This window comes from Halomonas sp. I1 (assembly GCF_032334135.1).
Taxonomy (GTDB): Bacteria; Pseudomonadota; Gammaproteobacteria; order Pseudomonadales; family Halomonadaceae; genus Halomonas.
Window position 1 is genome coordinate 369,709 of the sequence record NZ_JAVXUS010000001.1, and the last position, 26,079, is coordinate 395,787.

Annotated in this window: 25 protein-coding genes; 10 read left to right on the top strand and 15 right to left on the bottom strand. The window is 61.2% G+C overall.

The genetic code is table 11. The features are described 5' to 3' along the window. Positions 1-13: 13 nt before the first annotated feature. The 10 genes from RSO41_RS01680 to argC all read right to left on the bottom strand — a co-directional run bounded on the left by RSO41_RS01680 (position 14) and on the right by argC (position 9,534). A complete protein-coding gene (locus tag RSO41_RS01680; RefSeq protein ID WP_315617163.1) occupies positions 14-400 on the bottom strand; it encodes a F0F1 ATP synthase subunit I in 387 nt (128 codons plus the stop codon). Positions 401-610: 210 nt separating this feature from the next. Beyond that, positions 611-1,537, bottom strand: a complete 927-nt coding sequence (locus RSO41_RS01685; RefSeq protein WP_315617165.1) for a ParB/RepB/Spo0J family partition protein — start codon at positions 1,535-1,537, stop codon at positions 611-613. 30 nt (positions 1,538-1,567) lie between these two features. Next, a complete protein-coding gene (locus RSO41_RS01690; RefSeq protein ID WP_315617167.1) occupies positions 1,568-2,338 on the bottom strand; it encodes a ParA family protein in 771 nt (256 codons plus the stop codon). A gap of 29 nt (positions 2,339-2,367) precedes the next feature. Further along, positions 2,368-3,030, bottom strand: coding sequence for a 16S rRNA (guanine(527)-N(7))-methyltransferase RsmG (gene rsmG / locus RSO41_RS01695; protein WP_315617169.1), 663 nt, complete (start codon positions 3,028-3,030; stop codon positions 2,368-2,370). Beyond that, positions 3,027-4,922, bottom strand: a complete 1,896-nt coding sequence (gene mnmG / locus RSO41_RS01700; RefSeq protein WP_315617171.1) for a tRNA uridine-5-carboxymethylaminomethyl(34) synthesis enzyme MnmG — start codon at positions 4,920-4,922, stop codon at positions 3,027-3,029. Before mnmG ends, rsmG begins: the two co-directional genes overlap by 4 nt. Before the next feature lie 546 nt (positions 4,923-5,468). Then, entirely contained in the window at positions 5,469-6,242 is a 774-nt protein-coding gene (locus RSO41_RS01705; RefSeq protein WP_315617173.1) for an amino acid ABC transporter ATP-binding protein, read from the bottom strand. A 13-nt stretch (positions 6,243-6,255) separates the two neighbouring features. Further along, positions 6,256-6,921 carry an amino acid ABC transporter permease gene (locus RSO41_RS01710; protein ID WP_315617175.1) on the bottom strand — a complete coding sequence of 222 codons (666 nt, stop codon included), beginning with the start codon at positions 6,919-6,921 and terminating at the stop codon, positions 6,256-6,258. Between the two features lie 255 nt (positions 6,922-7,176). After that, on the bottom strand, positions 7,177-7,947 hold the full coding sequence (locus tag RSO41_RS01715; RefSeq protein ID WP_315617177.1) for a transporter substrate-binding domain-containing protein: 771 nt from the start codon (positions 7,945-7,947) through the stop codon (positions 7,177-7,179). A 113-nt stretch (positions 7,948-8,060) separates the two neighbouring features. Then, entirely contained in the window at positions 8,061-8,414 is a 354-nt protein-coding gene (gene erpA / locus RSO41_RS01720; RefSeq protein ID WP_315617179.1) for an iron-sulfur cluster insertion protein ErpA, read from the bottom strand. An 85-nt stretch (positions 8,415-8,499) separates the two neighbouring features. Next, entirely contained in the window at positions 8,500-9,534 is a 1,035-nt protein-coding gene (gene argC, locus RSO41_RS01725) for an N-acetyl-gamma-glutamyl-phosphate reductase (RefSeq protein WP_315617181.1), read from the bottom strand. A 125-nt stretch (positions 9,535-9,659) separates the two neighbouring features. On the opposite strand from argC, the gene RSO41_RS01730 reads away from it, so the two are divergent. The 5 genes from RSO41_RS01730 (at position 9,660) to RSO41_RS01750 (ending at position 15,459) form a co-directional block, all read left to right on the top strand. Then, the gene (locus RSO41_RS01730) at positions 9,660-11,423 is read left to right on the top strand and encodes a chloride channel protein (RefSeq protein ID WP_315617584.1); all 1,764 of its coding nucleotides are present in this window, start codon (positions 9,660-9,662) and stop codon (positions 11,421-11,423) included. 9 nt (positions 11,424-11,432) lie between these two features. Further along, the gene (gene hemJ / locus RSO41_RS01735; protein ID WP_315617183.1) at positions 11,433-11,864 is read left to right on the top strand and encodes a protoporphyrinogen oxidase HemJ; all 432 of its coding nucleotides are present in this window, start codon (positions 11,433-11,435) and stop codon (positions 11,862-11,864) included. A 14-nt stretch (positions 11,865-11,878) separates the two neighbouring features. Then, entirely contained in the window at positions 11,879-12,703 is an 825-nt protein-coding gene (locus tag RSO41_RS01740) for a hydroxymethylpyrimidine/phosphomethylpyrimidine kinase (protein ID WP_410000310.1), read from the top strand. Positions 12,704-12,909: 206 nt separating this feature from the next. Continuing rightward, entirely contained in the window at positions 12,910-14,199 is a 1,290-nt protein-coding gene (gene hemL, locus RSO41_RS01745) for a glutamate-1-semialdehyde 2,1-aminomutase (protein WP_315617187.1), read from the top strand. 27 nt (positions 14,200-14,226) lie between these two features. Next, positions 14,227-15,459 (top strand): ATP-binding protein, encoded by a 1,233-nt coding sequence (locus RSO41_RS01750; RefSeq protein ID WP_315617189.1) that lies wholly within the window; start codon positions 14,227-14,229, stop codon positions 15,457-15,459. 13 nt (positions 15,460-15,472) lie between these two features. Here the strand turns inward: RSO41_RS01750 and RSO41_RS01755 are convergent, their stop codons facing one another. Continuing rightward, positions 15,473-16,375 carry a LuxR C-terminal-related transcriptional regulator gene (locus RSO41_RS01755; protein ID WP_315617192.1) on the bottom strand — a complete coding sequence of 301 codons (903 nt, stop codon included), beginning with the start codon at positions 16,373-16,375 and terminating at the stop codon, positions 15,473-15,475. A 229-nt stretch (positions 16,376-16,604) separates the two neighbouring features. Here RSO41_RS01755 and rdgB point away from each other — a divergent pair, with 229 nt between their 5' ends. From rdgB to RSO41_RS01775, 4 genes are all read left to right on the top strand, one after another. Further along, positions 16,605-17,213: an RdgB/HAM1 family non-canonical purine NTP pyrophosphatase gene (gene rdgB / locus RSO41_RS01760; RefSeq protein WP_315617196.1), complete on the top strand. Its 609-nt coding sequence runs from the start codon at positions 16,605-16,607 to the stop codon at positions 17,211-17,213. Further along, on the top strand, positions 17,210-18,385 hold the full coding sequence (gene hemW, locus RSO41_RS01765; protein ID WP_315617198.1) for a radical SAM family heme chaperone HemW: 1,176 nt from the start codon (positions 17,210-17,212) through the stop codon (positions 18,383-18,385). The genes rdgB and hemW overlap by 4 nt, the downstream gene beginning before the upstream one ends. Before the next feature lie 34 nt (positions 18,386-18,419). Beyond that, positions 18,420-19,088: an OmpA family protein gene (locus RSO41_RS01770; RefSeq protein ID WP_315617585.1), complete on the top strand. Its 669-nt coding sequence runs from the start codon at positions 18,420-18,422 to the stop codon at positions 19,086-19,088. 78 nt (positions 19,089-19,166) lie between these two features. After that, positions 19,167-20,018 carry a 23S rRNA (adenine(2030)-N(6))-methyltransferase RlmJ gene (locus tag RSO41_RS01775; protein WP_315617200.1) on the top strand — a complete coding sequence of 284 codons (852 nt, stop codon included), beginning with the start codon at positions 19,167-19,169 and terminating at the stop codon, positions 20,016-20,018. Between the two features lie 120 nt (positions 20,019-20,138). On the opposite strand, the gene mnmE is transcribed toward RSO41_RS01775, so the two are convergent. The 4 genes from mnmE to rpmH all read right to left on the bottom strand — a co-directional run bounded on the left by mnmE (position 20,139) and on the right by rpmH (position 24,051). Next, positions 20,139-21,509 (bottom strand): tRNA uridine-5-carboxymethylaminomethyl(34) synthesis GTPase MnmE, encoded by a 1,371-nt coding sequence (mnmE, locus tag RSO41_RS01780; RefSeq protein WP_315617202.1) that lies wholly within the window; start codon positions 21,507-21,509, stop codon positions 20,139-20,141. Between the two features lie 102 nt (positions 21,510-21,611). Continuing rightward, positions 21,612-23,303 carry a membrane protein insertase YidC gene (yidC, locus tag RSO41_RS01785; protein ID WP_315617204.1) on the bottom strand — a complete coding sequence of 564 codons (1,692 nt, stop codon included), beginning with the start codon at positions 23,301-23,303 and terminating at the stop codon, positions 21,612-21,614. A gap of 207 nt (positions 23,304-23,510) precedes the next feature. After that, the gene (rnpA, locus tag RSO41_RS01790) at positions 23,511-23,906 is read right to left on the bottom strand and encodes a ribonuclease P protein component (RefSeq protein ID WP_315617206.1); all 396 of its coding nucleotides are present in this window, start codon (positions 23,904-23,906) and stop codon (positions 23,511-23,513) included. A gap of 10 nt (positions 23,907-23,916) precedes the next feature. Next, the gene (gene rpmH / locus RSO41_RS01795; RefSeq protein WP_008959105.1) at positions 23,917-24,051 is read right to left on the bottom strand and encodes a 50S ribosomal protein L34; all 135 of its coding nucleotides are present in this window, start codon (positions 24,049-24,051) and stop codon (positions 23,917-23,919) included. A 512-nt stretch (positions 24,052-24,563) separates the two neighbouring features. Here rpmH and dnaA point away from each other — a divergent pair. After that, a complete protein-coding gene (dnaA, locus tag RSO41_RS01800; protein WP_315617209.1) occupies positions 24,564-26,027 on the top strand; it encodes a chromosomal replication initiator protein DnaA in 1,464 nt (487 codons plus the stop codon). Positions 26,028-26,079 lie beyond the last annotated feature (52 nt).

The following is a 26,079-nucleotide window of genomic DNA, read 5'->3' on the forward strand; positions in this document are numbered from 1 at the left end:
TCTGCCCTCGATGTCAGGTGTGTGACGGCCGCCGCAGGAGCCAGGGCCCCAGCCAATGAACGAACAGCGTCACCACATAAGCGCCAAAGAAGAAAGCGGGGTTTGAGGGAGGCACTGCGATGAACACCAGTGTGAACAGTACCGCCGTCAAACCGAACTTTCCGGCTTCCGCTTGATAGAAGCCATTAACGATGTTCTTGGCGTGTCGAGCCCCCTGATAACGAAAGACTCGCCAGGCAAAAAAGGCATTGGGCAGAAAGGCCACGGCGCCACCCGTGAGCGCGGAAAGCGCGCCGAGACCGCCATCCAACCAGGCAGCAACCCCCGATACCAGGCCGATCACCACCAATTGTGCGAGTAACAATCGCCTAACGCTCGGACGCTTGATCCTGGCTGCCATGGGCTCTCCATTTCTCTGCCTTGTCGTGGCGCCCAGGCCGCCTCGATGACCACCGCGTCTGCCAACGTCGGCGGTCCGGCGCGATTATAGGGAAGCGGCTCGATGGCTTCAACCGGATGAGGGGCGAATATGCGCGATATCGCACCGGCTTACGACTAAAAGTCGAGGAAAAAACGCGAACTTCTTTAGCCTGCTAAATGGGTCAGTGCCTCAACGGATGTGCTCGAGAATGCCATCCAGTTCTTCGAGACTGGCATAGCGGATCGTCACTCGCCCCTTTCCGCTCTGGCCATGCTGGATCTTCACCGGGGCACCGAGCAGGTCACCCAGACGCGATTCCAGCCTTGCCACATCCGGGCTGGGCTCGGGCCTGGCGGCCTTCTTGCGTCCTCCCGCAGCCAGCTGCTTCACGAGGGCCTCGGTGGCGCGCACGGTCAGGTCCTTGTTGACCACTTCGTGGGCGGCCTTGCGCTGCTTGGCACCCGACAACGCCAGCAGGGCACGCGCATGCCCCATATCGAGATCGCCCCGCTCGAGCAGCGTCTGTACCTCGGGATCCAGCGACAGCAGACGCAGCAGATTGGCCACCTGTGCCCGGGAACGACCCACGGCGTCTGCGGCCTGCTGTTGCGTCAACTCGAACTCGTCGAGAAGACGCTTCATGGCCATGGCTTCCTCGACCGGGTTGAGGCTCTCGCGCTGAATGTTCTCGATCAGCGCCAGCGCCAGTGCCACCTCGTCGGAGACCTCGCGTATCACCGCTGGAATGACATCGAGCTCGGCCAGTTGCGCCGCTCGCCAGCGCCGCTCGCCGGCAACGATCTCGTAGCGTTCCTCATCGATCGGACGCACCACGATCGGCTGCATGACGCCCTGGGCACGAATCGAGTCGGCCAGTTCCTCCAGCGCCTCGGGCTGAATGTCGCGACGAGGCTGATAGCGGCCTCGTGTCAGTTGACCGAGCGGCAGGCGTTCGAGACGTTCGTCCGCTCCGGGCAATGCCGGGGCGGCACCATCCAGTTCTGCCCCCTCCAGTGACGTGTCGACCTCGGGCAGATCAAAGCTGTCACGGCGTCGAGCGTTGGCGCCGATCAAGGCATCCAGGCCTCGTCCCAGGGCGCGTTGTTTGCGCGTCATCGAGTTTCCCTCATGTCCGGGGCTATACGGTTACAACGACAGGCGACGGATCAGTTCCTTGGCCAGCACCCGATGGGCCTGGCTGCCCCGCGAAAAGCGAGCGTACTTGGTCACCGGAAGACCGTGACTCGGTGCCTCGGCGACCCGGACGTTACGCGGGATGGTGGCCTTTAGCAGTGCATCGCCGAAATAGTCGCGCAACTGCTTGCTGACGTCACGGGTCAGACTATTACGGCTATCGAACATGGTGCGCAGGATGCCGAAGATCTCCAGGGGCGGGTTCACGCTGTCCTTGATCTGTTCGACGGTATCGAGCAATGCCGAAAGCCCTTCGAGGGCATAGAACTCACACTGCAGCGGAATGAGCACGCCATCGGCAGCGGTCAAGGCATTGACGGTGAGCATGTTCAGAGACGGCGGGCAGTCGATCAACACCACGTCGTACTCGGCGGCAACGTCCTCCAGCGCCTTGACCAGACAACGTTCGCGCCCTTCATCGCGTTCCAGCAGTTCCACCTCGGCGGCGGTCAGGTCGCCATTGCCGGGCAGCAGGGCAAAACCGGCCTCGGGGCAATCGAGTATCACCTCGCTGGGCTTGCGATCGCCGAGCACCACGTCGAGTACGCTGCCATCGAGCTCATGCTTGTCGATACCGCTGCCCATGGTGGCATGTCCCTGAGGATCCAGGTCGACCAGCAGCACGCGTCGATCCAGGGCCGCCAGGCTGGCGGCCAGGTTGACGGCGGTGGTGGTCTTGCCCACGCCGCCCTTCTGGTTGGTCAAGGCGATGATCTTGGTCACGGCGACATTCCTTGCGAGTGACGGACGCCTCAGGGGCGACCCTGGGTGGAATCGGTACGCTCGAGAATCACGAGCCGACGCTGGCCAGACTCGAAGGGCACCCTCAGCTCATGGCTAGCCCTCGGAGCCACATTCTCGGGCAGTCCGCTCAACTCATCATCCACGGTGGGGCCCTTCATGGCCAGCCACCGACCGCCATCGGCCACCAGATCGGCACTCAGCGAGACGAAATCCCCGAGGCTGGCAAAGGCTCGGGAAATCACCTCGCAATAGCCCTCCTGCGGGCCCTCGAAGGCCTCGACCCTGGCCTGGACGGGCGTGACATTGGTCAGGCCCAGTTCCATCACCGCCTGGCGCTGGAAGCGCACCTTCTTGCCATTGCTGTCGAGTAATGTCACTCGACGCTCGGGCTCCAGAATCGCCAGTACGAGGCCCGGCAACCCTGGCCCGGCGCCGACATCGAGCAGGGTCGCCCCCGTCACGAAGGGCGCCACGGCGGCGCTGTCGAGCAGATGGCGGGAAACCATCTCGTCGGGCGCACGTACCGCGGTGAGGTTATAGGCGCGATTCCACTTGTGCAACAACGCCAGCAGCGTCAACAAGCCTTCCCGGCGCGTCGGAAGGGCGTCGATACCGAGATCGTCGAGGCCCTGCTCCAGGCGCTCGCGCAGCCGATGGTCGTCACGAGTCATCCGTTGGCCACCCGGCTATCATCGAGCAGGCGTCGCTTCTTCAAGTGAATCAGCAGAATCGATACCGCCGCCGGTGTCACACCGGAAATACGCGATGCCTGCGCGAGGGTTTCCGGCTTCGCCTCGACGAGCTTCTGACGAATCTCGTTGGACAGCCCTTCGACCTGCTCATAGTCCAGATCATCGGGCAGAGGCGTGGCCTCATGCCGCTTGAGCTTGTCGATTTCGTCCTGCTGGCGATCGATATAGCCCTGATACTTGGCCTGAATCTGGACCTGGTCGGCCACCCGGTCATCCTCGACCGGCTCGCCGACCAATCCTGCCACGTCCTGATAGCCGAGTTCGGGACGCCGGAGCAGGTCGAGCAGGCTATATTCACGCTTCAAGGGCTGACCGGTCGTCTCGGCGACACGTTCGGCAGCATCGCTGCCGGGCTGGACCCAGAGGGACTTCAGGCGCGTGGTCTCGCGCTCCACGGCCTCGCGCTTGGCACTGAAGTCGGCCCAGCGTCGATCATCGACGAGCCCCAGCTCTCGACCGGTCTCGGTAAGCCGCATATCGGCGTTGTCTTCACGCAGCAGGAGACGATACTCCGCTCTGGACGTGAACATCCGGTAAGGCTCCCGAGTCCCCAGGGTGATCAGGTCATCGACCAGTACCCCCAGATAGGCTTCGTCACGGCGTGGCCACCAGGCATCGAGGCCGCGTGCCCGACGTGCGGCATTGAGCCCGGCCAGCAAGCCCTGGGCCCCCGCCTCTTCGTACCCGGTGGTACCGTTGATCTGCCCGGCAAAGTACAGGTTGTGGACAAATTTCGTTTCCAGCGAGTGCTTGAGATCACGGGGATCGAAGAAGTCATATTCGATCGCGTAACCCGGCCGCGTGATATGGGCGTTCTCCATCCCTCGGATCGAGCGGACGACCTGCAGCTGGACATCGAACGGCAAGGACGTGGAGATGCCATTGGGATACAGCTCGTGGGTATCCAGTCCCTCGGGCTCGACGAATATCTGGTGGCTCGTCTTGTCGGCAAAACGATGCACCTTGTCCTCGATGGACGGACAATAACGGGGCCCCACGCCTCCGATAGCCCCGGAGAACATCGGTGAGCGCTCCAGGTTGGCATGGATGATCTCGTGGGTCCGCTCATTGGTGTGAGCGATATGGCAGCTGACCTGACGAGGGTGCAGGTTGCGTTCGCCGCGATAGGACATGACCGGCGTCGGATCGTCGCCGGGCTGCTCGTCGAGCACCGAAAAGTCCACGCTCTTGGCATCGAGACGCGGCGGGGTGCCGGTCTTGAGACGATCAACGCGAAACGGCAGGGCACGTAACCGTTCAGCCAGGGCGTTGGAGGGGGGATCGCCGGCACGTCCCCCACGGCTGTTATCCAGCCCGATGTGGATAACACCGCCGAGGAAGGTGCCTGTGCACAGCACCACGGTCTCGCCCATGAAACGAATTCCCGTCTCGGTGCGGACGCCGCATACCTGGTCACCCTCGACGATGAGATCACCCGCGGCTTGCTGGAAGAGCGTCAGGTTGGGCTGGTTTTCCAGCATGCCGCGGATGGCAGCCTTGTAGAGAACGCGATCCGCCTGGGCACGAGTGGCTCGTACGGCTGGTCCTTTGCGGGCATTGAGCACACGAAACTGGATACCTCCCATGTCGGTGGCCAGTCCCATGGCGCCGCCGAGGGCGTCGATTTCCTTGACCAGATGACTCTTGCCGATCCCGCCGATGGCGGGATTGCACGACATCTGGCCCAGGGTCTCGATGTTGTGGGTCAAAAGCAGCGTCCGGCAGCCCGTGCGGGCCGAGGCCAGAGCGGCTTCGGTGCCCGCATGTCCACCACCGATGACGATGACGTCGAAACGGTCGGGGTACTCCAAGGTTCACCTCGTTCGGTGCAATGGCACCGATATTGCGAATCGGGGATGAAATCAGCCAGCCAGTATAAACCTCCTGTGGGTAATCGTCAGGGTTTTCCACACCCTGATTTTTCGCTTCGGTCCTGTCTGACCTCACTAGCTATTACATAAACAATAAAAGAATAAGAAGTTCTGTTGTTGTAGTAACTACTGGTGTGGACGTTTTCCGTGGATAAAGCGTTTTATTTTTTTAATATCAATGAGTTGAAGTGTTGATCAAAAGTTGGAGAAAGCGCGGGCGACCTGCGGACGAGGTGTTCGGGGCCTGTGGATGAAAGGGGAGGTTGCCCACAGGCGAGCACGAGCACGGCTTTTCCACCGATCCCTACCGTGATTGTCACCGCGTCTGTGAACAACCCGGCTTTTTTTCCACATCCCGGCAATGGCGGGCACCCTGGCGTGATTAGAGCGCTTGCGCCGAGCAGGTTTTCCACAGGCAAAAAAAAGCCCTGTCGATAGCGACAGGGCTCGCGGACGAGGCTGAAAAGCGGGGTGGGAAAGGTGATGTCAGTGCTTGAGCACTCGAGACAGGAAGCTTTGTGTTGGTGCTTCCGTGGGCGTGTCAAAGATGGTCTCGGGAGGACCTTCCTCGACGATCCGCCCCTTGTCGATGAAGATGACGCGGTCGGCGACCTCTCGGGCAAAGCCCATCTCGTGGGTCACGATCATCATGGTCATGCCGTCGTTGGCCAGCTCGCGCATGGCATCGAGGACTTCGCCGATCATTTCCGGATCCAGCGCCGAGGTGGGCTCATCGAAGAGCATCAGCCGCGGCTCCATGGCCAGGGCACGGGCCAGGGCGACGCGTTGCTGTTGTCCGCCAGAGAGCTGTGTGGGGTATTTGTAGATCTGATCGCTGATGCCCACCCGCTCCAGCAGTCGTTCGCCTGTCTCGACGGCTGTGGAGCGATCCTGGCCGCGTACTTTCATGGGGGCCAGGATCACGTTGTCGAGTACGCTCAGGTGCGGGAAGAGATTGAACTGCTGGAAGACCATGCCGACTTCGGTACGGATCTTCTGTAGCGCCTGAGTGGCCTTGCCGTCGGGCAGCAGCGGGTTGCCATCGACGTCCAGCTCGCCCTGCTGGAACTCTTCCAGGCCATTGACGCAGCGGATCAGGGTTGACTTGCCGGAGCCGCTGGCGCCGATGATGACCACTACTTCGCCTGGCGTCACCGTCAAGTCGATATCCTGCAGAACGTGAAGGCTGCCGAAGTGCTTGTTGAGCTTGTTCAGGCGCACGATGGGCTCGGCGCCGGACGTGGACTTCTCGTGATTCATGTCGTGCGTTCCTTTATTGTCCGACCAGGCCCTTGCGCTCGAGCAGACTCAGCGCAAGCGAGAGCGTCAGGGTGATCGCCAGATAAAGCATGGCGACCATCAGGTATACCTCCAGGGCCGTGAAGGTGGTGGCGATGTAGATCTGCCCCTGGCGGACCAGTTCACCGACCCCGATGACCGAGAACAACGAGGTGTCCTTGATGCTGATGATGCCCTGGTTGCCGAGCGATGGAATCATGCGCCGGAAGGCCTGAGGCCAGATGATGTAGCGGAAGGTCTGGGTCCTCGAGAGACCCAGCGACAATCCGGCCTCGCGCTGGCCTCGTTCGATGGACTGGACGCCGCCACGCACGATCTCCGATATGTAGGCACCGGAGTTGACGGCGATGGCCGCGATACCGGCGACCAGCGCATTGATGGGGCCACCGAGGAGCTGTGGAAGGCCATAGAAGATGAACAGCACCTGCACCAATACTGGGGTGCCGCGGAATATCTCGATATAGGTCGCGGCGGGAATCCGCAGCCAGGCAGACGGACTGATACGCAGCAGGCCGAAGATGATGCCGATGATAAAGCCGATGGCCAGGCCACCGAAGGATATCAGCAGGGTGTAGGGAATACCCGTTGCCAGTTGCGGAATGGAGGCGAAGGCCGCCTGCCAGTCGAATTGAAAGTCCACGGTGGGTCTCCCTTTCAGCGTGTTGTCATGGAAACACTGGTCTGGTGCGGCAACGATGAGGAGGACGCCGACAATGGCATTCGCCATACAGCATCGTTACACGGGGCTGCGCCGGCACGCTGAAAGAGTTCCGGCAGAGAGCGCATCCTCTTGCTCGCTTGATGGGCAGTGTTTCCTTGTCGAGAGAGGAACATGCTGGCAACGAAATGGGGTCGGGTCCTCGGACCCGACCCCATGTTCAGCATGACGTCTGAATCATTCCTCGTCGGAAGGAGCACCGAACCACTTGGCGTGGATGTCATCGTAGGTGCCATCTTCCTTCATCTCGGCCAGGGCCTCGTTGACGGGCTCGACCCATTCGCTGCCTTTGACGAGCGCGAGGCCGTATTGCTGGCCTTCGTAGAGCGGGCCAACGGTCTTGACCTGGCCTTTGCCCTTGGTCTGGGAGAAGTAGCCGACATTGGGCGCGTCGTAGAAGACCGCATCGACGCTTCCCCCCAGCAACGCCATGTACATGTCGCTTGAACCTGGATAGGGCGTGATATCGGCGCTGTCGCCGAGGTTTTCCTCGAGATAGTCGTAGCTGGTGGAGCCGATCTTGGTACCGACCTTCTTGCCCTCCAGGTCTTCGACGGCCTGGATACTGTCGTCGTCGGCGTTGACCAGCAGCTTCAGGCCGCTGTCATAGTAGGGGGCGGAGAAGTCGACGATCTCGGAGCGTTCGTCGGTGATGGTGATGCCGGCGATGGCGATATCGACGTTGCCGGTCTGGACGGCGGGGATGATGCCGTTGAAGTCCATGGTCCGGAGGTTGTAGTCGAACCCGGCCCGTTCGGAGACTTCCTGGATGATGTCCATGTCGAAACCGACCATTTCTCCGGTTTCCTGGTCCATCATCTCGAAGGGTACGAAGCTCGGATCGGTGGCCACATTGAGAGTCTGGTCCTGGGCGACGGCGAGGCCGGAGGTACCCAGGCCAAGACCGATGCAGGATGCCAGCGAGACCGCCTTCAGTTGACGTTTCATACGTTTCCCCATGGAAGCAATTATTGTGGAATACTCATCCACCATGGCGAGTTGTCGTGAAAGCGTCAAGTCCGGGCCAGCGGGACCTTCCAGCGGCGGGTCAACGGTTACGTTCAGACCATGAAGGAAGCGCCACAACCGCAGGTAGTGGTGGCATTGGGGTTCTGGATCATGAAGCGTGCCCCGGCCAGGCCTTCCTCGAAATCCACCGTGGAACCGACCAGGTACTGGTAGGACAGGGGATCGACTACCAGGGCCACATCGTCGAATTGCACCAACGTATCGTCGTCGGCGACCGCTTCGGCGAAGTCGAAACCGTACTGGAAACCGGAACAGCCGCCACCGGTCACGTAGACCCGCAGCTTGAGTTCCTGGTTACCCTCGTCCTCGACCAGGCTTCTGATGCGTGCCTTGGCGCTGTCGGACAGCAGCAGCGGAGTAGGAACGAAGGATGCGACACCGCTCATCGGTGACCTCCTCGTGATGGGTGGGTGTGGTTCATGCCACGATTATCCACACCACCCAGTAAAAAGGTCAACTATTGTGTGGGGGCTAGGGCATCATGGCCGGGGCGTCGAGGCCGGCCGTCTCATCGAGGCCGAACATCAGGTTGAGGTTGTGCACCGCCTGGCCGGAAGCGCCCTTGACCAGGTTGTCGATCACCGAAAGCACGACCACGGTGTCGCCGTCGCCGGGGCGATGAATCGCCAGGCGACACATGTTGGCGCCCTTGACGCTGCGGGTTTCGGGATGACTGCCCGCCGGCATCACGTCGACGAAGGGTTCATCGGCGAAGCGACGCTCGAACAGGCCCTGGAGGTCGTCGACATCATCGTGGAGCTGGCCATACAGGGTGGCGTGGATGCCGCGGATCATCGGGGTCAGGTGTGGTACGAAGGTCAGGTTTACCGGCCCCCTGGCCGCGTCGCCGAGCCCCTGGCGGATTTCCGGCAGGTGGCGATGTCCCGAGGCGCCATAGGATTTCATCGATTCGCTGGCTTCGGCCAGCAGCGAAGGTACCTTGGCCCCTCGTCCGGCGCCGGTAACGCCGGACTTGCAGTCGGCGATGATCCGCCCCGGATCGATCGATCCACTCTCGAGCAGCGGCAGCAGGCCGAGTTGCACGGCGGTGGGGTAGCAGCCGGGCACGGCGACCAGGCGAGCCGCGCGAATGCGCTCTCGGTTGGTCTCGGGTAGTCCATAGACCGCCTCATCGAGCAGTTCGGCAGCGCCGTGCGGCTGACCGTACCATTGGGTCCATTCTTCGGCGTCACGCAGGCGGAAATCCGCCGAGAGGTCGATGACACGGGTTCCCCGGTCAAGAAGCTCGCCGGCCAGGGAATGAGCGACGCCATGGGGCGTGGCGAAGAATACGGCGTCGCAGGTCGCCAGTCTTGCAGGGTCAGGGTCGCTGAAACGCAGATCATCGTAATGACCGCGCAGGTTGGGGTACAGCTCGCTGACGGCCAGGCCGGTTTCGCTGCGCGAGGTGATGGCCTCGACATGCACCTGCGGATGGCGAGCCAGCAATCTGAGCAGTTCGACTCCGGTATAGCCGGTGCCGCCGACGATTCCGACCTTGATCACGATGGGCTCCTCATTGGTGGACGCTGGGACCTCTGTCTCCGGATATGATACACAAGAGAAGCATGGCCTACCCAGTGGTGGCCATCCAGCGTTTCCATCATGCTCGGGTCCAGAGGAAGGTCACCTTGTCGCGACGCCCGCTACTCGATTTCACCCTGGATGGCTTCCGCCGTCGGTTGGCCAGTGTCGATGCCCTGCCTCAATTGTGTGTACTGGGTATTTTCTCGGGATTGATCACCGGGGGGTTGATGGTCGGCTTCCGCCTGTTGCTGGAAGTCGGGGCCATGGCCTTCATGCCCGGCGCCGATCCCGAGGCGTTCGAAGGTCTGTCTCCGGCGACCAGGGCCTTGCTGCCATTGCTGGCGGTGACCCTGATCGGCCTTTGGTTATGGCGCCAACCACCGGCCGGGCGCCAGATCGGCGTGGCCCATGTCATCGAGCGACTGACCTATCACCAGGGGCGCTTTCCGGTGCGCAACTGGGTCACGCAGTGGTGGGTCGGGCTGGTGTCGGTGTTGGGGGGGCTGTCCGCCGGGCGCGAGGGGCCGGCCATCCATCTCGGCGCCGCGGCATCCAGCGGACTCGGCCAGCGGCTACGCTTGCCCCACAACAGCCTGCGTGTCCTGGTGGCCTGCGGGACTGCCGCCGGTATCTCGGCCTCGTTCAATACGCCGATCGCCGGCGTCATCTTCGCCATGGAAGTGGTGATGATGGAATATACCATCACCGGCTTCATGCCGGTCATTCTGGCATCGACGATCGGTGCGTTGGTGGCGAGGATGGTTTATGGGGGCGAACGACCCTTCCAGATGAGCGGTGTGGAACTGGAATCGCTCTTCAATCTGCCCTGGATCGTGCTCAGTGCGCTGTTGATCGGTTTGATGGCCGGCCTCTTCGTGAGGGTGGCACGTTCCGGCAACATCATGAAACGCCTGCCCTTTGCGGGACGCCTGGCGATGGTCGGACTGCTGGTGGGAGGTGTGGCCTGGTGGTATCCCCAGGTACAAGGGATGGGGTACGACAGCCTGGGGGAAATACTGACCGGTACACCGTCGATCGATATGCTGCTGGCGCTGGCCATCGGCAAGCTGTTGCTGACGGCGATCGCCGTAGCTTGTGGTATTCCGGTGAGCATCATCGGTCCGATACTGGTGGCCGGGGGGGCTGCCGGCGCCCTGTGCGGGCTGCTTGGTGGCTGGCTGTTGCCTGAAATCGCTGCCGGTCCCGAGGTATATGCCATGCTAGGCATGGCGGCGATGATGGGGGCTGTGTTGCAGGCGCCCCTGGCAGCATTGATGGCACTGCTGGAGCTGACCCACAATCCCGGCCTGATCCTGCCGGGCATGCTGGCTGTGGTGGTCGCGGGCTTGACGTCGCGGCAGCTGTGCGGCTGCGACGGCTTCTTCATCAGTGTCACGCGCCATGGCTTGCATCCCTTGCAACAGCCGCTGATGCAGGCGCTTTCCCGCGTATCGGTCCCGGCGGTCATGGAGCGTGCCCTGGTGCGTACGCCGCGTCGCGTGACACGCGCCGAAGCCAGTGCCCTGCTCGATGGCAAGCCGGAATGGGTGATCATCGAGCGCTCCCGGGACGACAAGCCAATGCTGGCGCTCAAGGCCGCGGCCCTGGCGCGCTGGATGCTGGAACATGACGAGGGCGACAAGATCGGCAAGGATGGGCGTCTTGATCTACTGGAAATCCCCGGACAGCGCCTGGACCTGGCACCGATCCACCTGCAGGCGACTCTCTCCGAGGCCTTTGACCGGCTCAACACCAAGCACGTGGACGCTCTCTACGTAGAGCATGGGCACCGTCCCGGGAAGAAGCGCATTTCCGGTATCATCACTCGTGATGCCATCGAACGCTATTATCGCTTCAGCGACACTTGAGGAGTCGACATGTATCCCTGGATCAAGGCCCTTCACCTCGTGGCCGTGGTGACCTGGTTTGCCGCCATGTTCTATCTCCCGCGGCTCTACGTCTATCACGCCACGGCGCGTGACCGGGACGAGCGGCAAGCCATGGCGTATTTCGCCACCATGGAGCGCAAGCTCTATCGCGGCATCATGACCCCTTCGATGATCGCCGTTCTGGTGTTCGGCGGGATACTGCTCTATCAGGCGCCGGGCTGGCTCGGACAGGGGTGGATGCATATCAAGCTCACCCTGGTGGCATTGCTGGTGGCTTACCACCATGTCTGTCTGATCTATCTCAAGCAGTTCGCCGCCGAGCGTTGCCGGCGTTCTTCGCGTTATTTTCGTATTTTCAATGAGTTGCCTGTGGTCGCCTTGCTGGTGATCGTCATTCTTGCCGTGCTGAAGCCGTTCTGATGTCGAATTCCCTGATGACCAACCCCCACTTGCCGGTGGTGCTGGTGCTGGGGGGGCATGATCCCACCGGCGGTGCCGGCCTGGTGGCGGATGCCGAGGCCATTGCTGCCTGCGGTGGATGGGCACTGACGATTCCTACCGCCATGACGGCTCAGAACTGTCGAGATGTCAGGGCCGTTCACCCGGTGGGAGCCGGTCTCATCGTCGAGATGGCGAATGAGCTTGTGGATATCGAGATCGCCGCCATCAAGATTGGCTTGCTGGCCGATATGGCGACGCTGGATGCCGTGGTGGAGGTCGTTCGACAACGCCCCGGCGTGCCAGTGGTGGCGGACCCGGTACTCAAGGCCGGAGGGGGGCGCGAGTTATCCACCGAGGCGTTGGCCAGTGCCTATCGGTCGCGATTGCTGCCGCTTGTGGATATTCTGACACCGAATCACCTGGAGCTGTCGCGACTGGCCGAACGTCATTGCCATGACGAGACCCAGCGGGCGGTGAGCCTGATGCGCCTGGGGTGTCAGGCGGTACTGGTCACCGGGACCGAGGTGCCAGAGGCCCGTGAGTCGGCCGAAAGCGTGGTGCACACCCTGCACACGCCGGATGGCGATCGCCAGTGGGAGTGGCCGCGGCTGGACGGTGTCTTCCATGGCTCGGGGTGCACCCTGGCAGCGTCCCTGGCGGCCAGGCTAGCGTTGGGTGAATCGCTGGCCCGTGCCAGCGAGCAGGCTCAGGCTTTTACCTGGGAGGCCCTGGCGAATGGCTGGCGCCCCGGTCAGGAGCAGTGTCTGCCGAGGCGACTTTGGCGGTTACCGATCGACATGAAAGTAAGTCGACGGTGAGCCACCGGGCTGGTCTTTACCGGCGTCTGCGTCGAGAATGGGAGCCACGATGATCGGCCGAACGGGTAGGCGTATTTCGACGACATTCACCGTGAAATCACCGCTCGCTAAAAGCTTATCCAGAGATTTATCCACAGCCTGGAAGCCGCAGGCATCACGCTTCCAGGTGATCGAAAGGTTATCCTTCAACAGGACTAGAGGTTGACATGACCACATCCGCACAGCTCTTCGAACGGGCCTGTCGACACATCCCCGGCGGTGTCAATTCGCCGGTGCGTGCCTTCAAGGGACTGGAGCGTCCCCCGGTTTTCATGGAGCGTGCCCAGGGCGCTTATCTGTTCGATGTGGAAGGTAAGCGTTATATCGATTATGTCGGTTCCTGGGGGCCGATGATCACTGGCCATGCCGATCCCGATGTATTGGGGGCCGTTCGCGAGCGACTCGATGCCGGCCTCTCTTTCGGCACGCCTACCGCCATCGAGACTCAGATGGCCGATCTGATCTGCGAGATGATGCCCAGCATCGAGATGGTGCGCATGGTCAATTCCGGAACCGAGGCCACCATGTCGGCGGTGCGCTTGGCCCGTGGCTATACCGGACGCGACAAGATCGTCAAATTCGAGGGCAACTATCATGGCCATACCGACTCCTTGCTGGTCAAGGCCGGTTCCGGCGCTCTCACTCATGGCGAACCGAGCTCCCCGGGTGTACCGGCCTCACTGGCCGAACACACCGTGACGCTGCCCTATAACGATGCCGATGCCGTGGAAGCCTGTTTCGAGGAGATCGGCGATCAGGTTGCCTGCATCATCGTCGAGCCGGTGGCCGGCAACATGAACTGCATTCCGCCTCAGCCGGGGTTTCTGGAGACGCTGCGTCGGGTCTGCGATCGTCACGAAAGCGTCCTGATCTTCGATGAGGTGATGACCGGGTTTCGAGTCGCCATGGGGGGTGCCCAGGCCCACTATGGCGTCACGCCCGATCTGACCTGTCTGGGCAAGATCGTCGGTGGCGGGATGCCGGTGGGTGCCTTCGGTGGTCGTCGTTCGATCATGGAGAATATCTCGCCGCTCGGTCCGATCTATCAGGCCGGCACTCTGGCCGGGAACCCCCTGGCCATGGCGGCGGGCATTGCCCTGCTCGACAAGGTTCGTGAGCCGGGATTCCATGATGCTCTGACCCAGCGCGTCGAGACGCTGTGCAACGGACTTCGGACCAGAGCCGAGGAGGCTGGTATCGACATGATTGCCCAGCAAGCCGGGGGCATGTTCGGCATCTTCTTCACAGGCCAGAGCCGTGTGGACAATTTCGCTCAGGCGACGGCCTGCGATGCGGATGCTTTCCGGCGATTTTTCTCCGCCATGCTGGAGCATGGCATCTACATGGCGCCGTCAGCCTTCGAGGCCGGCTTCATGTCCAGCGCTCATGCACCCGAGGATATTCAGGCGACCCTCGATGCCGCCGAATCGGCTTTCGCGTCGATGCGCCAGGCTTGAGACGACGTTCCAGCTAGGAGATAGGCGATGAGCCAGCGACAGCCCCACGATACCCTGCCTCGGGAAGGTGACTACGATCTTGCGTCACTGCTTCTGTCCCTCTGCGCCTGGCACGGTGAGCATGACACGGATGATGCATCCTGTTCCCTCCGGGCGATTCGGGAACGGATGAATGCCGAGATACAGGGCCTGGAGTTGCTGATGAGCGGTGATGAGGACCGCCTCCGGTTGTCCGACCTGGCTCGTTGGCTAGAGGAAAACATTGCTCGCCTCGAACCGTTGCTGAGTGCGCGCGACACAATGTTGCTGCCAGAAAGCTGGGCAAGCGCCAATCCCCGTAGTCGATTGCTCGATGAAGGACGTGTCCTGGTGGCCAATGCCATTGATCGGGATCTTGACGGTGCGGGTGTCGATGGACCCCTCGATCCGGCCAGCGACGTGGCATCGTTGCTGGTGGGGCTCGAGGTGCGCGATGAGGGCCAGCTCTCTCATCAGGCTCTGGATAGTTACTTGCGCATTTCCGGTGATTACGAATTGCCCCGACTGTTACCGGTCTTCCGTGTCATTGAATGCCTGTCCGGTGCCCGTCGGGCCTTGCGACGTCGCGAGGAGGCCGGCGATGACGAGCAGCCGGCGTTGCTGGCGGAAACCATGAGTGCCTGTCGCCGCTACCTCGATCTTGCCGAGCGCTATACCGAGTTCCGATTCCCCCCTCTGGTCATCGGTGTCGGTGTGGCCGGAAGCGGCAAGAGTCGTTTTACGCGCACCCTGGTGAGCCGGTTGGGCGCGATCCGGTTATGCTCGGATGTGGAACGACGCCGGCTGCATGGGATTCATCCACAGGAGGAGAAGAAAGATGTGCCTGTGGACATCTTTTCCGATACGGCCACGGAAAAGACTTACCGCCGCTTGGCGAAGTATGCCGGCGCCTTGCTGGATGCCGGATTGCCGGTCTGTATTGATGGCACCTGCCTCAAGCGTGAACAACGTGACCTATTGCGCCATCAGGCCGAAGGCCGTGGCTTGCCCGTGCTGTTGATCAGTTTCGAGGCCGATGAGGCAACTCTCGAACGGCGTATCACCAAACGGGCCGCTCGTCAGGATGTGCTTGCCGAAGAAAGCCTCGCCATCCTGGCCCGACAACGTGAAGCCTTCGAAGATTTCAGCGATGAGGAACGTCTGTTGCTGGTCAGGCTTGATACCACTGCTGACAACGCTGCCGAGATACTGGCCGGGTTGATTCAGGAGCATGTGCGCTGAGACAGGTTTGACGTCAGCGTTCGCCGCGGGTCGGCGGCGCACCGAGATGCTGGCGTGCCCAATGTATCGCCTGCTTCCGCGTGTTGACGCCGATCTTCTTGAAGGTGTTGTAGAGATGCGATTTCACGGTGTGTTCACTGATTTCCAGTATCTCGGCGATCTCCAGGTTGGAGGAACCGGAACCCAGCAGGCCGATGATTTCTCGCTCTCGCTGGGTGAGCCCGCACGCCGGGCGATAGGCATTCAGTTGTTGCTGGCGCAGGTATTCCAGCAGACGCGCCATCAGCGTTCTTGACATCCAGGGGAGCCCGTCCATGAGGGTATTCAAGCCTTTGCAGATCAGTGACAGGTCATCCTGGCGATAGAAGACACCCTGCAGATGCATGGCAGCCAGCAGTTCGGCGGCCTTGTCTTCGTCGGTGAGGTTGAAGACCGCCAGTGACACGCCGGGCTGGTCCGCAGAATGGTCATACCAAGCTTGTATCGATGCCGCGTCCATGTGGTCGATGTCCAGCAGGATAACCGTGGGAAACGCCGTGGCGTCCGCCGGCCTTGACCCGGGAAGCGCGATGGCGACGGGGCACTCGAGCTGCTGATGTAGATAATCCACGAAAAGCTGGGATTGCGGGCTGGGTTCGGTGACGAGAAGCAGAGAGCGGTGGTCCTTGTCCATGGTGGAATCCTTGGCGTGACGAAAGCATTGTCTTGGTTTGAGGCCCGTCAGGAAAACACGGGATGAACGCCCGCGCGGATCATTCATGGCGTTATCGTTGTTCTTCTTGTGCGCTGATGCGTCGACCTCATCGACGGCCCAATGTTCCGGTCGACCTAGACCTGCGGTTATTCGCCTCTTCGAGCTATCATGGTTTCTTCGGCCTGTTACCCGGGGGCGGGGGCGCTCGCTGATCCATACCATGTTCCCTTTCATGAGCGTAATAGCTTGTCTCTATCATGAATGTAATCGCTCCGTCGGGAAAGTTAAATAATGTGTCGCCATGAGATGTATGTGATTGTTTGTTAATGTTTAATTCGCTAATTCATCGCGGCTCGTGACGGATACCGAAGCGTTTCCTCACCTTTAAATGGCTCGTAGAATACGACATCGACTCCCGTTTTCCGCCTTTCATTCGCAATGAGCGCACGACATGTCCAAGCATCTGGTACTGGCCAGCGGTAACGCCGGCAAGCTACGCGAATTTCATCAGCTTCTCGCCCCGTTGGGCTTCGATGTCAGGCCCCAGTCGACATTTGCTGTCGACGAAGTCGAAGAGACCGGGTTGACCTTCGTCGAGAATGCCTTGCTCAAGGCTCGAGAGGCCAGTCGTGTCAGTGGTGCCCCGGCCCTGGCGGACGATTCCGGCCTTGCTGTCGAGGCACTTCAGGGCCGACCCGGTATCTATTCCGCTCGCTTCGCCGGGGAGCCCAGGGATGATGAGCGCAATAACCGCCATCTTCTCGAGGCATTGAGCGATATTCCTGAAGGGCATCGTCATGCCCGCTATTGGTGCGTGCTGGTACTGCTGCGCCATGCCGAGGATCCAGTACCCTTGATCGTCCAGCGGCACTGGGACGGCGAGATCTTGGCTCATCCCCGTGGCGAGGGCGGCTTCGGTTACGATCCCTTGTTCTGGTTGCCGGATCAGGGGATGTCGGCAGCCGAACTGTCAGCCTCGGAGAAGAATCGTCTGAGTCATCGCGGTCGAGCTCTTCACGCCCTGGTGGACGCCTTGTCCGATGCTGTGTGGTCACCATGATCGACCACCTGCCGCCTCTGGCGCTCTATGTGCACGTTCCATGGTGTGTGCGCAAGTGTCCGTATTGTGACTTCAATTCCCATGGTGTGGGGCGGGGCGCCGAGTTGCCGGAGGAGGAATATCTGGCGGCACTGATCGATGATCTGGATGCCGATCTGCCGTTGGCCGCCGGTCGCGAGATTGTCAGCGTCTTCATAGGAGGGGGAACGCCGAGCCTGATGGCACCCTCCTTCTATCGTCGATTGCTCGAGGCACTGAAAGCACGCCTACCGTTGGCTCCGGACATCGAGATCACTCTCGAGGCGAATCCCGGTACCCTGGAGCGCGGGCGTTTCGCCGGGTATCGCCAGGCCGGCATCAACCGGCTCTCGCTCGGCGTCCAGAGTTTTCAGGACGATCAACTCGCCGTTCTGGGGCGGATCCATGGTGGCGCCGACGCCGAAGCTGCCATCCGGGAAGCTCGACATGCCGGCTTCGATAACCTCAATATCGATCTCATGCATGGCTTGCCCGGCCAGACGGTCGAATTGGCATTGGCTGACCTGGACAGGGCGCTGGCGCTTTCGCCCGAGCACCTCTCCTGGTATCAGCTGACCCTCGAACCCAATACCGAATTTCATTCTCGGCCGCCGACCCTGCCGGAAGAAGAAGTGCTCTGGGATATTCAGGATATTGGCCACGAACGACTGGAAGCGGCGGGGCTCTCGCGTTACGAGATATCCGCCTATGCACGGCCCGGACAGCGAGCACGCCATAACCTCAATTACTGGCGCTTCGGTGACTACCTGGGTATCGGTGCCGGTGCCCATGGCAAGTTGAGCGCACGGGAGGGGGAGGGCCTGGCGATCGAACGACGCTGGAAGGCGCGTCAGCCGGAGGCCTACCTGAGACGTCGCCGGGATCCTCGAGGATTCGTTGCCGGTCGTGCTCCGGTGGATCCCGATGAGCTCCCACTGGAGTTTGCCATGAACGCGTTGCGCCTCGTCGATGGTGTCTCGATGGCGACGTGGTGCGCACACACTGGGTATACGCCGGAGGTCATGTCATCGCGTCTGGTAGAGGCACGTGAAAAAGGACTTTTGGTGGAAGATGCCGGGAGACTTCAAGCATCGTCCCGCGGTCTATTATTCTTGAATGAGCTGTTGGCTCTCATCAGCGAAGCCGACGCGTAAAGGACGCCACCTTTTCCACAAGGAGTTACCCATGATGAAACCTCTTCGTCCGCTCGCCCCTCTGGCGGCCGCCGTTCTACTGGTGGGCTGTACCACCACGAACCCCAACAGCGGACAGACACAGCGCAACCAGACGGGAACTGGTGCCGCCATTGGTGCAGTGGTCGGGGCCGCTGCTGGCGCCTTGAGTGGCGATGGCAGCACGAGTCGGCGCGATCGTGCCTTGATCGGCGCCGCCGTGGGTGCTGCCGCTGGCGGTGGCGTGGGTGCCTACATGGACCGCCAGGAAGAACAACTGCGTCGCAACATGGAAGGGACCGGTATCGGGGTGGAGCGTCGAGGTAACGACATCGTGCTCAACATGCCGAGCAGTGTCACCTTCGGTTTCGACTCCAGTGATCTCACACCGGCGGCCACCAGTGCCCTGCAGGATGTTTCCCGGGTACTGACGCAGTATTCCGAGACCTTGATCAATATTGTCGGCCACACCGACAGTACCGGTGATGCTGCCTACAATCAGCGCCTTTCCGAGCGCCGTGCACAGGCGGTAGGGCAGTACCTGAGCCAGTCGGGCGTATCGGCCAGTCGGCTCAACATGCAGGGGTATGGCGAGAACCAGCCAGTCGCCAGCAATGAGACGGAAGCCGGCCGTGCCCAGAATCGTCGCGTCGAGATGACGTTGACGCCCATGACGCAGAGCTGATCGAGTTTGCGCTCCACGCATTGGCCCGCCTAGGCGGGCCTTTATTTGCCCACCTTGCCCATCCCGGGATTCAGGATCATGCTTTCCTATCAGCACGCCTATCATGCGGGCAATTTCGCCGACGTTCACAAGCACTTGACGCTTTATGCCGTCATTGATCACCTATTACGTAAATCGTCTCCTGTTACGTACATAGATACTCATGCCGGTCGTGGCCATTATCCCCTGGATGCCGAAGAGACCCGTCGATTAGGTGAGTACCGTGATGGTGCAGAAAGGCTCTGGAAGGAACGGCGCCGCCTGGCCGATGACCCGCTGCTGGCGGATTGGCTCGAAGGATTGGCGACGGCCCAGAACCGACAGAATCCGAAAACCCTCGGTCACTATCCCGGTTCGCCCTGGTGGCTGGCCCAGCGGTTACGTGAGCAGGACGCGCTGCAGCTGTTCGAGTTGCATCCCGGAGAGCACGACCACCTGAACAGGCAAGGCGTTCTCAACGGGGCACGTCACGTGCACGGCGATGGTCTGTCGGGGTTGATCGAGGCCTTGCCGGTGACAACGCCACGTTTGTGTGTACTGATCGATCCAAGCTACGAGCGCAAGGCGGAGTATGGCGACGTCGCCGATACGCTGCTCAAGGCCATGCGCAAGGCACGGCACGCAGTGGTGATGGTCTGGTATCCGCTATTACCGGCGGGGCGGCATGACGCGCTTCTCGACGCGCTCAAGAACGGCGGGTTGCGCAAGATCTGGCGCAGCGAACTAAAGGTGGCTTCGCCCCGACGGGAACACGGCATGTATGGCAGTGGCATGCTGGTGATCAATCCCCCCTGGGGATTGGACCAGCGCCTGGCCGATGCCATGGCGCAACTGGCGCCTGTGCTGGGAGACGCCTGCCACTACCGGGGCGACTGGTGGGTTCCGGAATGAACGACATGCCGGGCGATAGATCCGGCAACCCAAGGCAACTCAAGGAGGACGCCGAGGGGAGTGGTACGCATGCCGGGTTTCCGACCGGCAGAGGCCGGAACAGCTGTTGTCAGGTCTCTGTTACTTGCCGATGCAGAAGCTGCCGAAGATCTCGCCCAGGAGGTCATCGGCGCTGAATTCGCCGGTAATTTCCCCCAATGACTGCTGTGCGTCTCTCAGGTCTTCGGCGAGCAGTTCGCCGGCACCATGACCGGAGAGCTGGGCAGCGCCGTTATGCAGCGCCGTGGCGGCACGATCCAGGGCATCCAGGTGGCGGCGACGTGCCGAGAAGCGTCCCTCGGTCGTCGTCGAGAAGCCCATCACGGCCTTCAGGTGTTCCTTCAAGTTATCCACACCCTGGCCGGTCTTCGCCGAAAGGCGGACGATGGGGGTGGGTGTGGATAAATCGAGACCCGGTGGCTCCTGGCTGGTATCGACCTTGTTGCGGACCAGAGTGAGGCGGCTCGGGTCGGCGAGCCGCTGAACGAACTCGGGCCAGATGGTCATCGGGTCCACGGTATCGGTCGTCGTGGCATCGACCATCAGCAATACGCGATCGGCCTTTTCGATTTCCGACCAGGCTCTGGCCACGCCGATCTTCTCCACTGCGTCCGGTGTATCCCGCAGCCCGGCGGTATCGATCACGTGCAATGGCATGCCGTCCAGGTGGATGTGCTCGCGCAGCACGTCTCGCGTCGTTCCTTCGATGTCGGTGACGATGGCGGTGTCCTGCTCGGTGAGGGCATTGAGCAGACTCGACTTGCCGGCATTGGGCCGCCCGGCGATGACCACATTCATGCCCTCGCGCATCAAGGCGCCCTGACCGGCGCTATCGCGGACATCGGCGAGTGTCGTACGGATCGATTCGAGCTTGCCGGCGACGTGGCCATCGGCGAGGAAATCGATCTCTTCCTCGGGGAAATCGATGGCCGCCTCGACGTATATGCGCAGTTCGATGAGCTCTTGAACCAGTGCTTCGACGCGTCTCGAGAATTCGCCTTGCAGCGAGCGCAAGGCGTTCTCGGCGGCACCGCGGGAGCTTGCCTCGATCAGGTCGGCAATGGCCTCTGCCTGGGCCAGGTCCAGCTTGTCGTTGAGGAAGGCGCGTTCGGAAAACTCGCCGGGTCTGGCCAGTCTCGCTCCGAGCTGCACGCAGCGTTCCAGCAGCAGATCCATGATCACCGTGCCGCCGTGTCCTTGAAGTTCGAGGACATCCTCCCCGGTAAAGGAGCCGGGCCCCTCGAAGAACAGCGCGATGCCCTCGTCGAGCATGCCGTTCTCGCCCCGGAAAGGGCCATAGAGTGCTTGTCGCGGGGCAGGGCAGTGTCCCAGTACCTTGTCAGCGATCGAGCGGCAGGCGGGGCCCGATACGCGGATGATGCCCACGCCGCCCTGTCCGGGCGGTGTCGCCAGGGCGGCAATGGTGTCCTGTGCGTAAAGGCGTTCGGCCATCGATGATTCCTCGAGTGGGTCGCCGACATTGTCGATGTCGGCGCTCGGAAACGCCAGACCCCCGCGGGGCGGGGGTCTGGAAAAACGAACGAGCAGGCAGGTCTACTTGGTCTTCATGCCTTTGCCGACCTCGGGATCGGCCTCGATCTTGCGGGTGATGAAGTACTGCTGGGCGATGGAAGTGATGTTGTTCACCACCCAGTAGATCACCAGGCCAGCGGGGAACCACAGGAAGAAGAAGGTGAAGACCACCGGCAGCAGCTTCATGATCTTCGCCTGGGTCGGATCCGGCGGTGTCGGGTTGAGCAGTTGCTGCACGAACATCGATGCGCCCATCAGGATCGGCAGGATGAAGAAGGGATCCTTCACCGAGAGGTCGGTGATCCAGAACATGAAGGGCGCGTGACGCAGTTCCACCGACTCGAGCAGCATCCAGTACAGGGCGATGAAGACGGGCATCTGTACCAGGATAGGCAGACAGCCACCCAGGGGGTTGATCTTCTCCTTCTGGTAGAACTTCATCATCTCCTGGGACATCTTCTGGCGATCATCGCCGTACTGTTCCTTGAGGCGCTGCATCTCGGGGCCCAGCTTGCGCATGCGCGCCATGGACTTGTAGGCCTTGGCGGAGAGAGGCCAGAGAGCGGTCTTGACCAGCAGCGTCAGGATGACGATGGACCAGCCCCAGTTGCCGATCAGGTCATGGATGTGATCGAGCAGCCAGAACAGCGGGTTGGCGATGAACCACAACCAGCCGAAGTCGACGGTCAGCTCCAGGTGCGGCGCGACCGCTTCCAGGCGATCCTGGATCTTCGGCCCCATATAGAGTGTGGCCTGCAGCGAGGTTTCGCTCTGGGCGCCCAGAGTGCGGGTCGGACCGGCGAAGGCCGCCACGTTGCGATTTTTAGAGTCGGTCGAGGCGTAGTAGAGGTTCTGTTGGTCCTGGGGTGGGGCCCAGGCAGACGTGAAGTAGTGCTGAATCATGGCGACCCAGCCTCCCTCGACGTCGCGGTTCTCGAATTCGCCGTTGCGGATGTCTTCGAAACCGACCTTCAGATAGCGATCTTCCGGCGTGGAAAAGGCGGCGCCGAGGAAGGAGCTCATACCCATCTTCGGGCCGCTCGACGGGTCGCTGGTATTGTCGCGTACCAATTGGCCGACGAAACGCGCGGTAACCGGCGTTTCGCTGGGATTATCCAGCAGGTAGGCAACCTTCACGGCATAGCTGTCGCGATCGAAGGTGAAGCGCTTGATGACGTCCACGCCGTTGACGGTGGCACCAAGATCCACCTGGAGCTGGTCGTCATTTTCGCCCAACCGATATTCGGTCTGCTGGGGGGTAAAGGCGATGCGGCCCTGGTGCCCCTCCAGCTGGAGCCCCGAGCGGGCCACATAGCTGCGAGTGCCGTTATCGGAAAGCAGCACGAAGGGTTGCTCGGAGTTCTCGGCATACTTGTGCTGAGGCAGGGCGGCATACACGATGTCACCGCCTTGTGGATCGATGCGTACATCGAGTACATCGGTGGCAACTGCTACCAGGTCACGGCTGTTGGACGCCGCTTCGTTGCCGGGCATCGCGTTGCCCATGTCAGCGTCGGTGGTGCCACTGGATGGAACCGACAGGTCACCGCCGTCAGTGTCCCCGGTACCCTGGGACGGGGTCGATGCATTGTCGGTAATGGCCGGGGCCTGCGGCGCCTGAGTCGCCTGGCCATAGTCCTGATTCCACTGCACGACGATCAGATAGGCGAGTATCGCCAGGGGGATCAACAGGAGTAGTCGTTTTACGTCCATGAGGGGTCTGCCCGATGGGTGGTGAACATTCCGATGGCGCAGCGTGTGTCGCACACCCGACATACACGAAAGCCTGCCGATGGCAGGCTGGCTTCCGTCAGCGGAGCGTCCGCTTTCGAAGGGGCGGCGTCAAGCTCCGCAGCGAGAAGCGAGAACAGGCTCATGCGCGCTCCGCAGGATGACATCGGTGGTGCGCTGGATCGACCATCAGCGGTCTGTCGAGGCGCAAGAGGAACGGCTCGGCGTCTTTTGCGCTTCGCGCTCAAGGCGTCGCCACATACCCTGCAATTGGCGGTGGACAATCTCATTGTCCAGCTCCTGTACGCCTCGCCGGGCGAGCAATACGATGTCCACGGAGGGGAGTCGATGCTGGCGAAGCCGAACGGATTCGCGAGTGATTCGCTTGAGGCGATTGCGATCAACGGCCCGGCGGACGTTCTTCTTGCTGAAGATGAGGCCAAGGCGCGGGTGGCCCAATGCGTTGGGCGAGGCCAGGGCCATCAACCCCTTGCCGTGAAGCTTGAAAGCTGCCGTATCGAAGACACGTCGATAGTCCTCGGCGGTCAGCAGGCGCAGCCGCCGAGGAAAGCCCTGATTGGACACGCGTTTACGATCAAGCGCTCAGACGCTTGCGGCCCTTGGCGCGACGACGCGCCAGGACGGCACGACCATTCTTGGTGGCCATGCGAGCGCGGAAGCCATGTGCGCGCTTGCGCTTGAGAACGCTGGGTTGGAAGGTGCGTTTCATAACTGATTATTCCCACGTGGTTTTTGGAACGGATCGATAACGTCTGGGTACCCGGTTTCGATTGGAAACCCGGGGAGATTCGGATCAAGACCGGGAATTGTAGTGATTTCACGCCTACGGCGCAATTCCTCCTTGTGTGTCGTCACGCTGTGAACCGGCCTCATGGGCATGACAACGGTTACCTATTACGTATATATATTGAAAAAGCTGTTATTATAACTGGGGAAGATTTTTGTGGATAAGCTTTCTTTCCCCTTATAAATCAAAATTTTGCTTTGTTTCTTTTCGTGTGGACATCCTTGGAGGAAGTCGTGTGTTCCCGGTGGGTATACAGTGGATGGAAGCGGGTACTGTCCACAGCAGTGAATGATCCCCATTTTGCCCCCGGGCGTGTCCCGGTCCTGGGGACAGGGTTTTCCACAAACCTTTTTCAGGGCTCACTTCATGTGGATAACCCGATGGCTGGACGATACAATGTGCGGTCGTTCTTGAATCTATGATGGTGAGGTTGCGTGTCGCTCGCTCTCTGGCAACAGTGTCTGGCTACCCTGCAGGATGAATTGAGCTCTCAGCAGTTCAACACCTGGATTCGCCCATTGCAGGCGGAAGAGGAGGGGGAGTCCAACCAGTTGCGCCTGTTGGCTCCCAACCGGTTCGTGCGTGATTGGGTCAGTGACAAGTACGCCAAGCGCATCAGTGAGTTGATGCGCGAGCTGGCCCCTGCCAAACCACCCAAGGTGGTGTTGACCGTTGGCAGTCGTCGGGCGGCACCTGCCCCCCAGCCGCGGGAGCTCGGGGATCCGGTATCCGCGGCGCCTCGAGCTCCCGCCGTGCATACTCCTCCACGGGGTGATGTGGCGGATGAATCCGAAATCGATCGGTTGCGGGATGAAGGGGAGACACCGCGACGTCCCTCCGGCGAGCGACAGGTACAGGTCGAGGGCAGCCTCAAGCATAACAGCGGGTTGAACCAGAATTTCACCTTCGAAACCTTCGTCGAGGGCAAGTCCAACCAGTTGGCGCGGGCCGCTTCGCGCCAGGTCTCCGAGAATCCCGGCGGTGCTTATAATCCGCTGTTTCTCTACGGCGGAGTCGGCCTGGGCAAGACCCACCTGATGCATGCCGTCGGCAACGCCTTGGACGTACGCCGCGAGAATGCCCGGGTGGTGTACCTGCATTCCGAGCGTTTTGTTGCCGACATGGTCAAGGCGTTGCAACTCAACGCCATCAATGATTTCAAGCGCTTCTATCGCAGTGTCGATGCCTTGCTGATCGATGATATCCAGTTCTTTGCCGGCAAGGAGCGCTCCCAGGAAGAATTCTTCCATACCTTCAACGCCTTGCTTGAAGGCGGTCAGCAGATGATCCTGACGTCCGATCGCTATCCCAAGGAAATCAGCGGAGTAGAGGAGCGACTCAAGTCGCGTTTCGGCTGGGGGCTGACGGTGGCAATCGAGCCGCCGGAGCTCGAGACCCGGGTGGCGATCCTCATGAAGAAGGCCGATCAAGCCAAGGTCAATCTGCCGCATGATGCGGCCTTCTTCATTGCCCAAAAGATCCGTTCCAACGTGCGCGAGCTCGAAGGGGCGTTGAAAAAGGTCATCGCCGATTCCCATTTCATGGGCAAGACGATCACCCAGGACTTCATCCGCGAATCGCTCAAGGACCTGCTGGCCCTGCAGGACAAGCAGGTTGGTGTGGACAACATTCAGCGCACGGTAGCCGAGTACTATAAGATCAAGCTGGCGGACCTGTTGTCGAAGCGCCGTTCGCGTTCCGTGGCCCGCCCGCGGCAGGTCGCCATGGCACTGGCCAAGGAACTGACCAATCACAGTCTCCCCGAAATTGGCGATGCGTTTGGCGGTCGCGACCACACGACGGTGCTGCATGCGTGCCGCAAGGTGCAGGCTCTTCAGGATGAAAACGCGGATATTCGCGAGGATTACAAGAACCTGCTACGTCTATTGACGAGCTGAGTTCTCTAGATGACACGATCGACCGGTCGGCTCGCCGGCCTCACAACCCCTC

What these genes read in the sequence shown, in the direction of transcription:
- RSO41_RS01680 (WP_315617163.1), bottom strand. Translation starts at nt 400, where the DNA reads ATGGCAGCCAGGATCAAGCGTCCGAGCGTTAGGCGATTGTTACTCGCA.
- RSO41_RS01685 (WP_315617165.1), bottom strand. Translation starts at nt 1,537, where the DNA reads ATGACGCGCAAACAACGCGCCCTGGGACGAGGCCTGGATGCCTTGATC.
- rsmG (WP_315617169.1), bottom strand. Translation starts at nt 3,030, where the DNA reads ATGACTCGTGACGACCATCGGCTGCGCGAGCGCCTGGAGCAGGGCCTC.
- RSO41_RS01705 (WP_315617173.1), bottom strand. Translation starts at nt 6,242, where the DNA reads ATGAATCACGAGAAGTCCACGTCCGGCGCCGAGCCCATCGTGCGCCTG.
- RSO41_RS01715 (WP_315617177.1), bottom strand. Translation starts at nt 7,947, where the DNA reads ATGAAACGTCAACTGAAGGCGGTCTCGCTGGCATCCTGCATCGGTCTT.
- erpA (WP_315617179.1), bottom strand. Translation starts at nt 8,414, where the DNA reads ATGAGCGGTGTCGCATCCTTCGTTCCTACTCCGCTGCTGCTGTCCGAC.
- hemJ (WP_315617183.1), top strand. Translation starts at nt 11,433, where the DNA reads ATGTATCCCTGGATCAAGGCCCTTCACCTCGTGGCCGTGGTGACCTGG.
- RSO41_RS01740 (WP_410000310.1), top strand. Translation starts at nt 11,879, where the DNA reads ATGACCAACCCCCACTTGCCGGTGGTGCTGGTGCTGGGGGGGCATGAT.
- hemL (WP_315617187.1), top strand. Translation starts at nt 12,910, where the DNA reads ATGACCACATCCGCACAGCTCTTCGAACGGGCCTGTCGACACATCCCC.
- RSO41_RS01750 (WP_315617189.1), top strand. Translation starts at nt 14,227, where the DNA reads ATGAGCCAGCGACAGCCCCACGATACCCTGCCTCGGGAAGGTGACTAC.
- RSO41_RS01755 (WP_315617192.1), bottom strand. Translation starts at nt 16,375, where the DNA reads ATGGTATGGATCAGCGAGCGCCCCCGCCCCCGGGTAACAGGCCGAAGA.
- rdgB (WP_315617196.1), top strand. Translation starts at nt 16,605, where the DNA reads ATGTCCAAGCATCTGGTACTGGCCAGCGGTAACGCCGGCAAGCTACGC.
- hemW (WP_315617198.1), top strand. Translation starts at nt 17,210, where the DNA reads ATGATCGACCACCTGCCGCCTCTGGCGCTCTATGTGCACGTTCCATGG.
- RSO41_RS01770 (WP_315617585.1), top strand. Translation starts at nt 18,420, where the DNA reads ATGAAACCTCTTCGTCCGCTCGCCCCTCTGGCGGCCGCCGTTCTACTG.
- RSO41_RS01775 (WP_315617200.1), top strand. Translation starts at nt 19,167, where the DNA reads ATGCTTTCCTATCAGCACGCCTATCATGCGGGCAATTTCGCCGACGTT.
- mnmE (WP_315617202.1), bottom strand. Translation starts at nt 21,509, where the DNA reads ATGGCCGAACGCCTTTACGCACAGGACACCATTGCCGCCCTGGCGACA.
- yidC (WP_315617204.1), bottom strand. Translation starts at nt 23,303, where the DNA reads ATGGACGTAAAACGACTACTCCTGTTGATCCCCCTGGCGATACTCGCC.
- rpmH (WP_008959105.1), bottom strand. Translation starts at nt 24,051, where the DNA reads ATGAAACGCACCTTCCAACCCAGCGTTCTCAAGCGCAAGCGCGCACAT.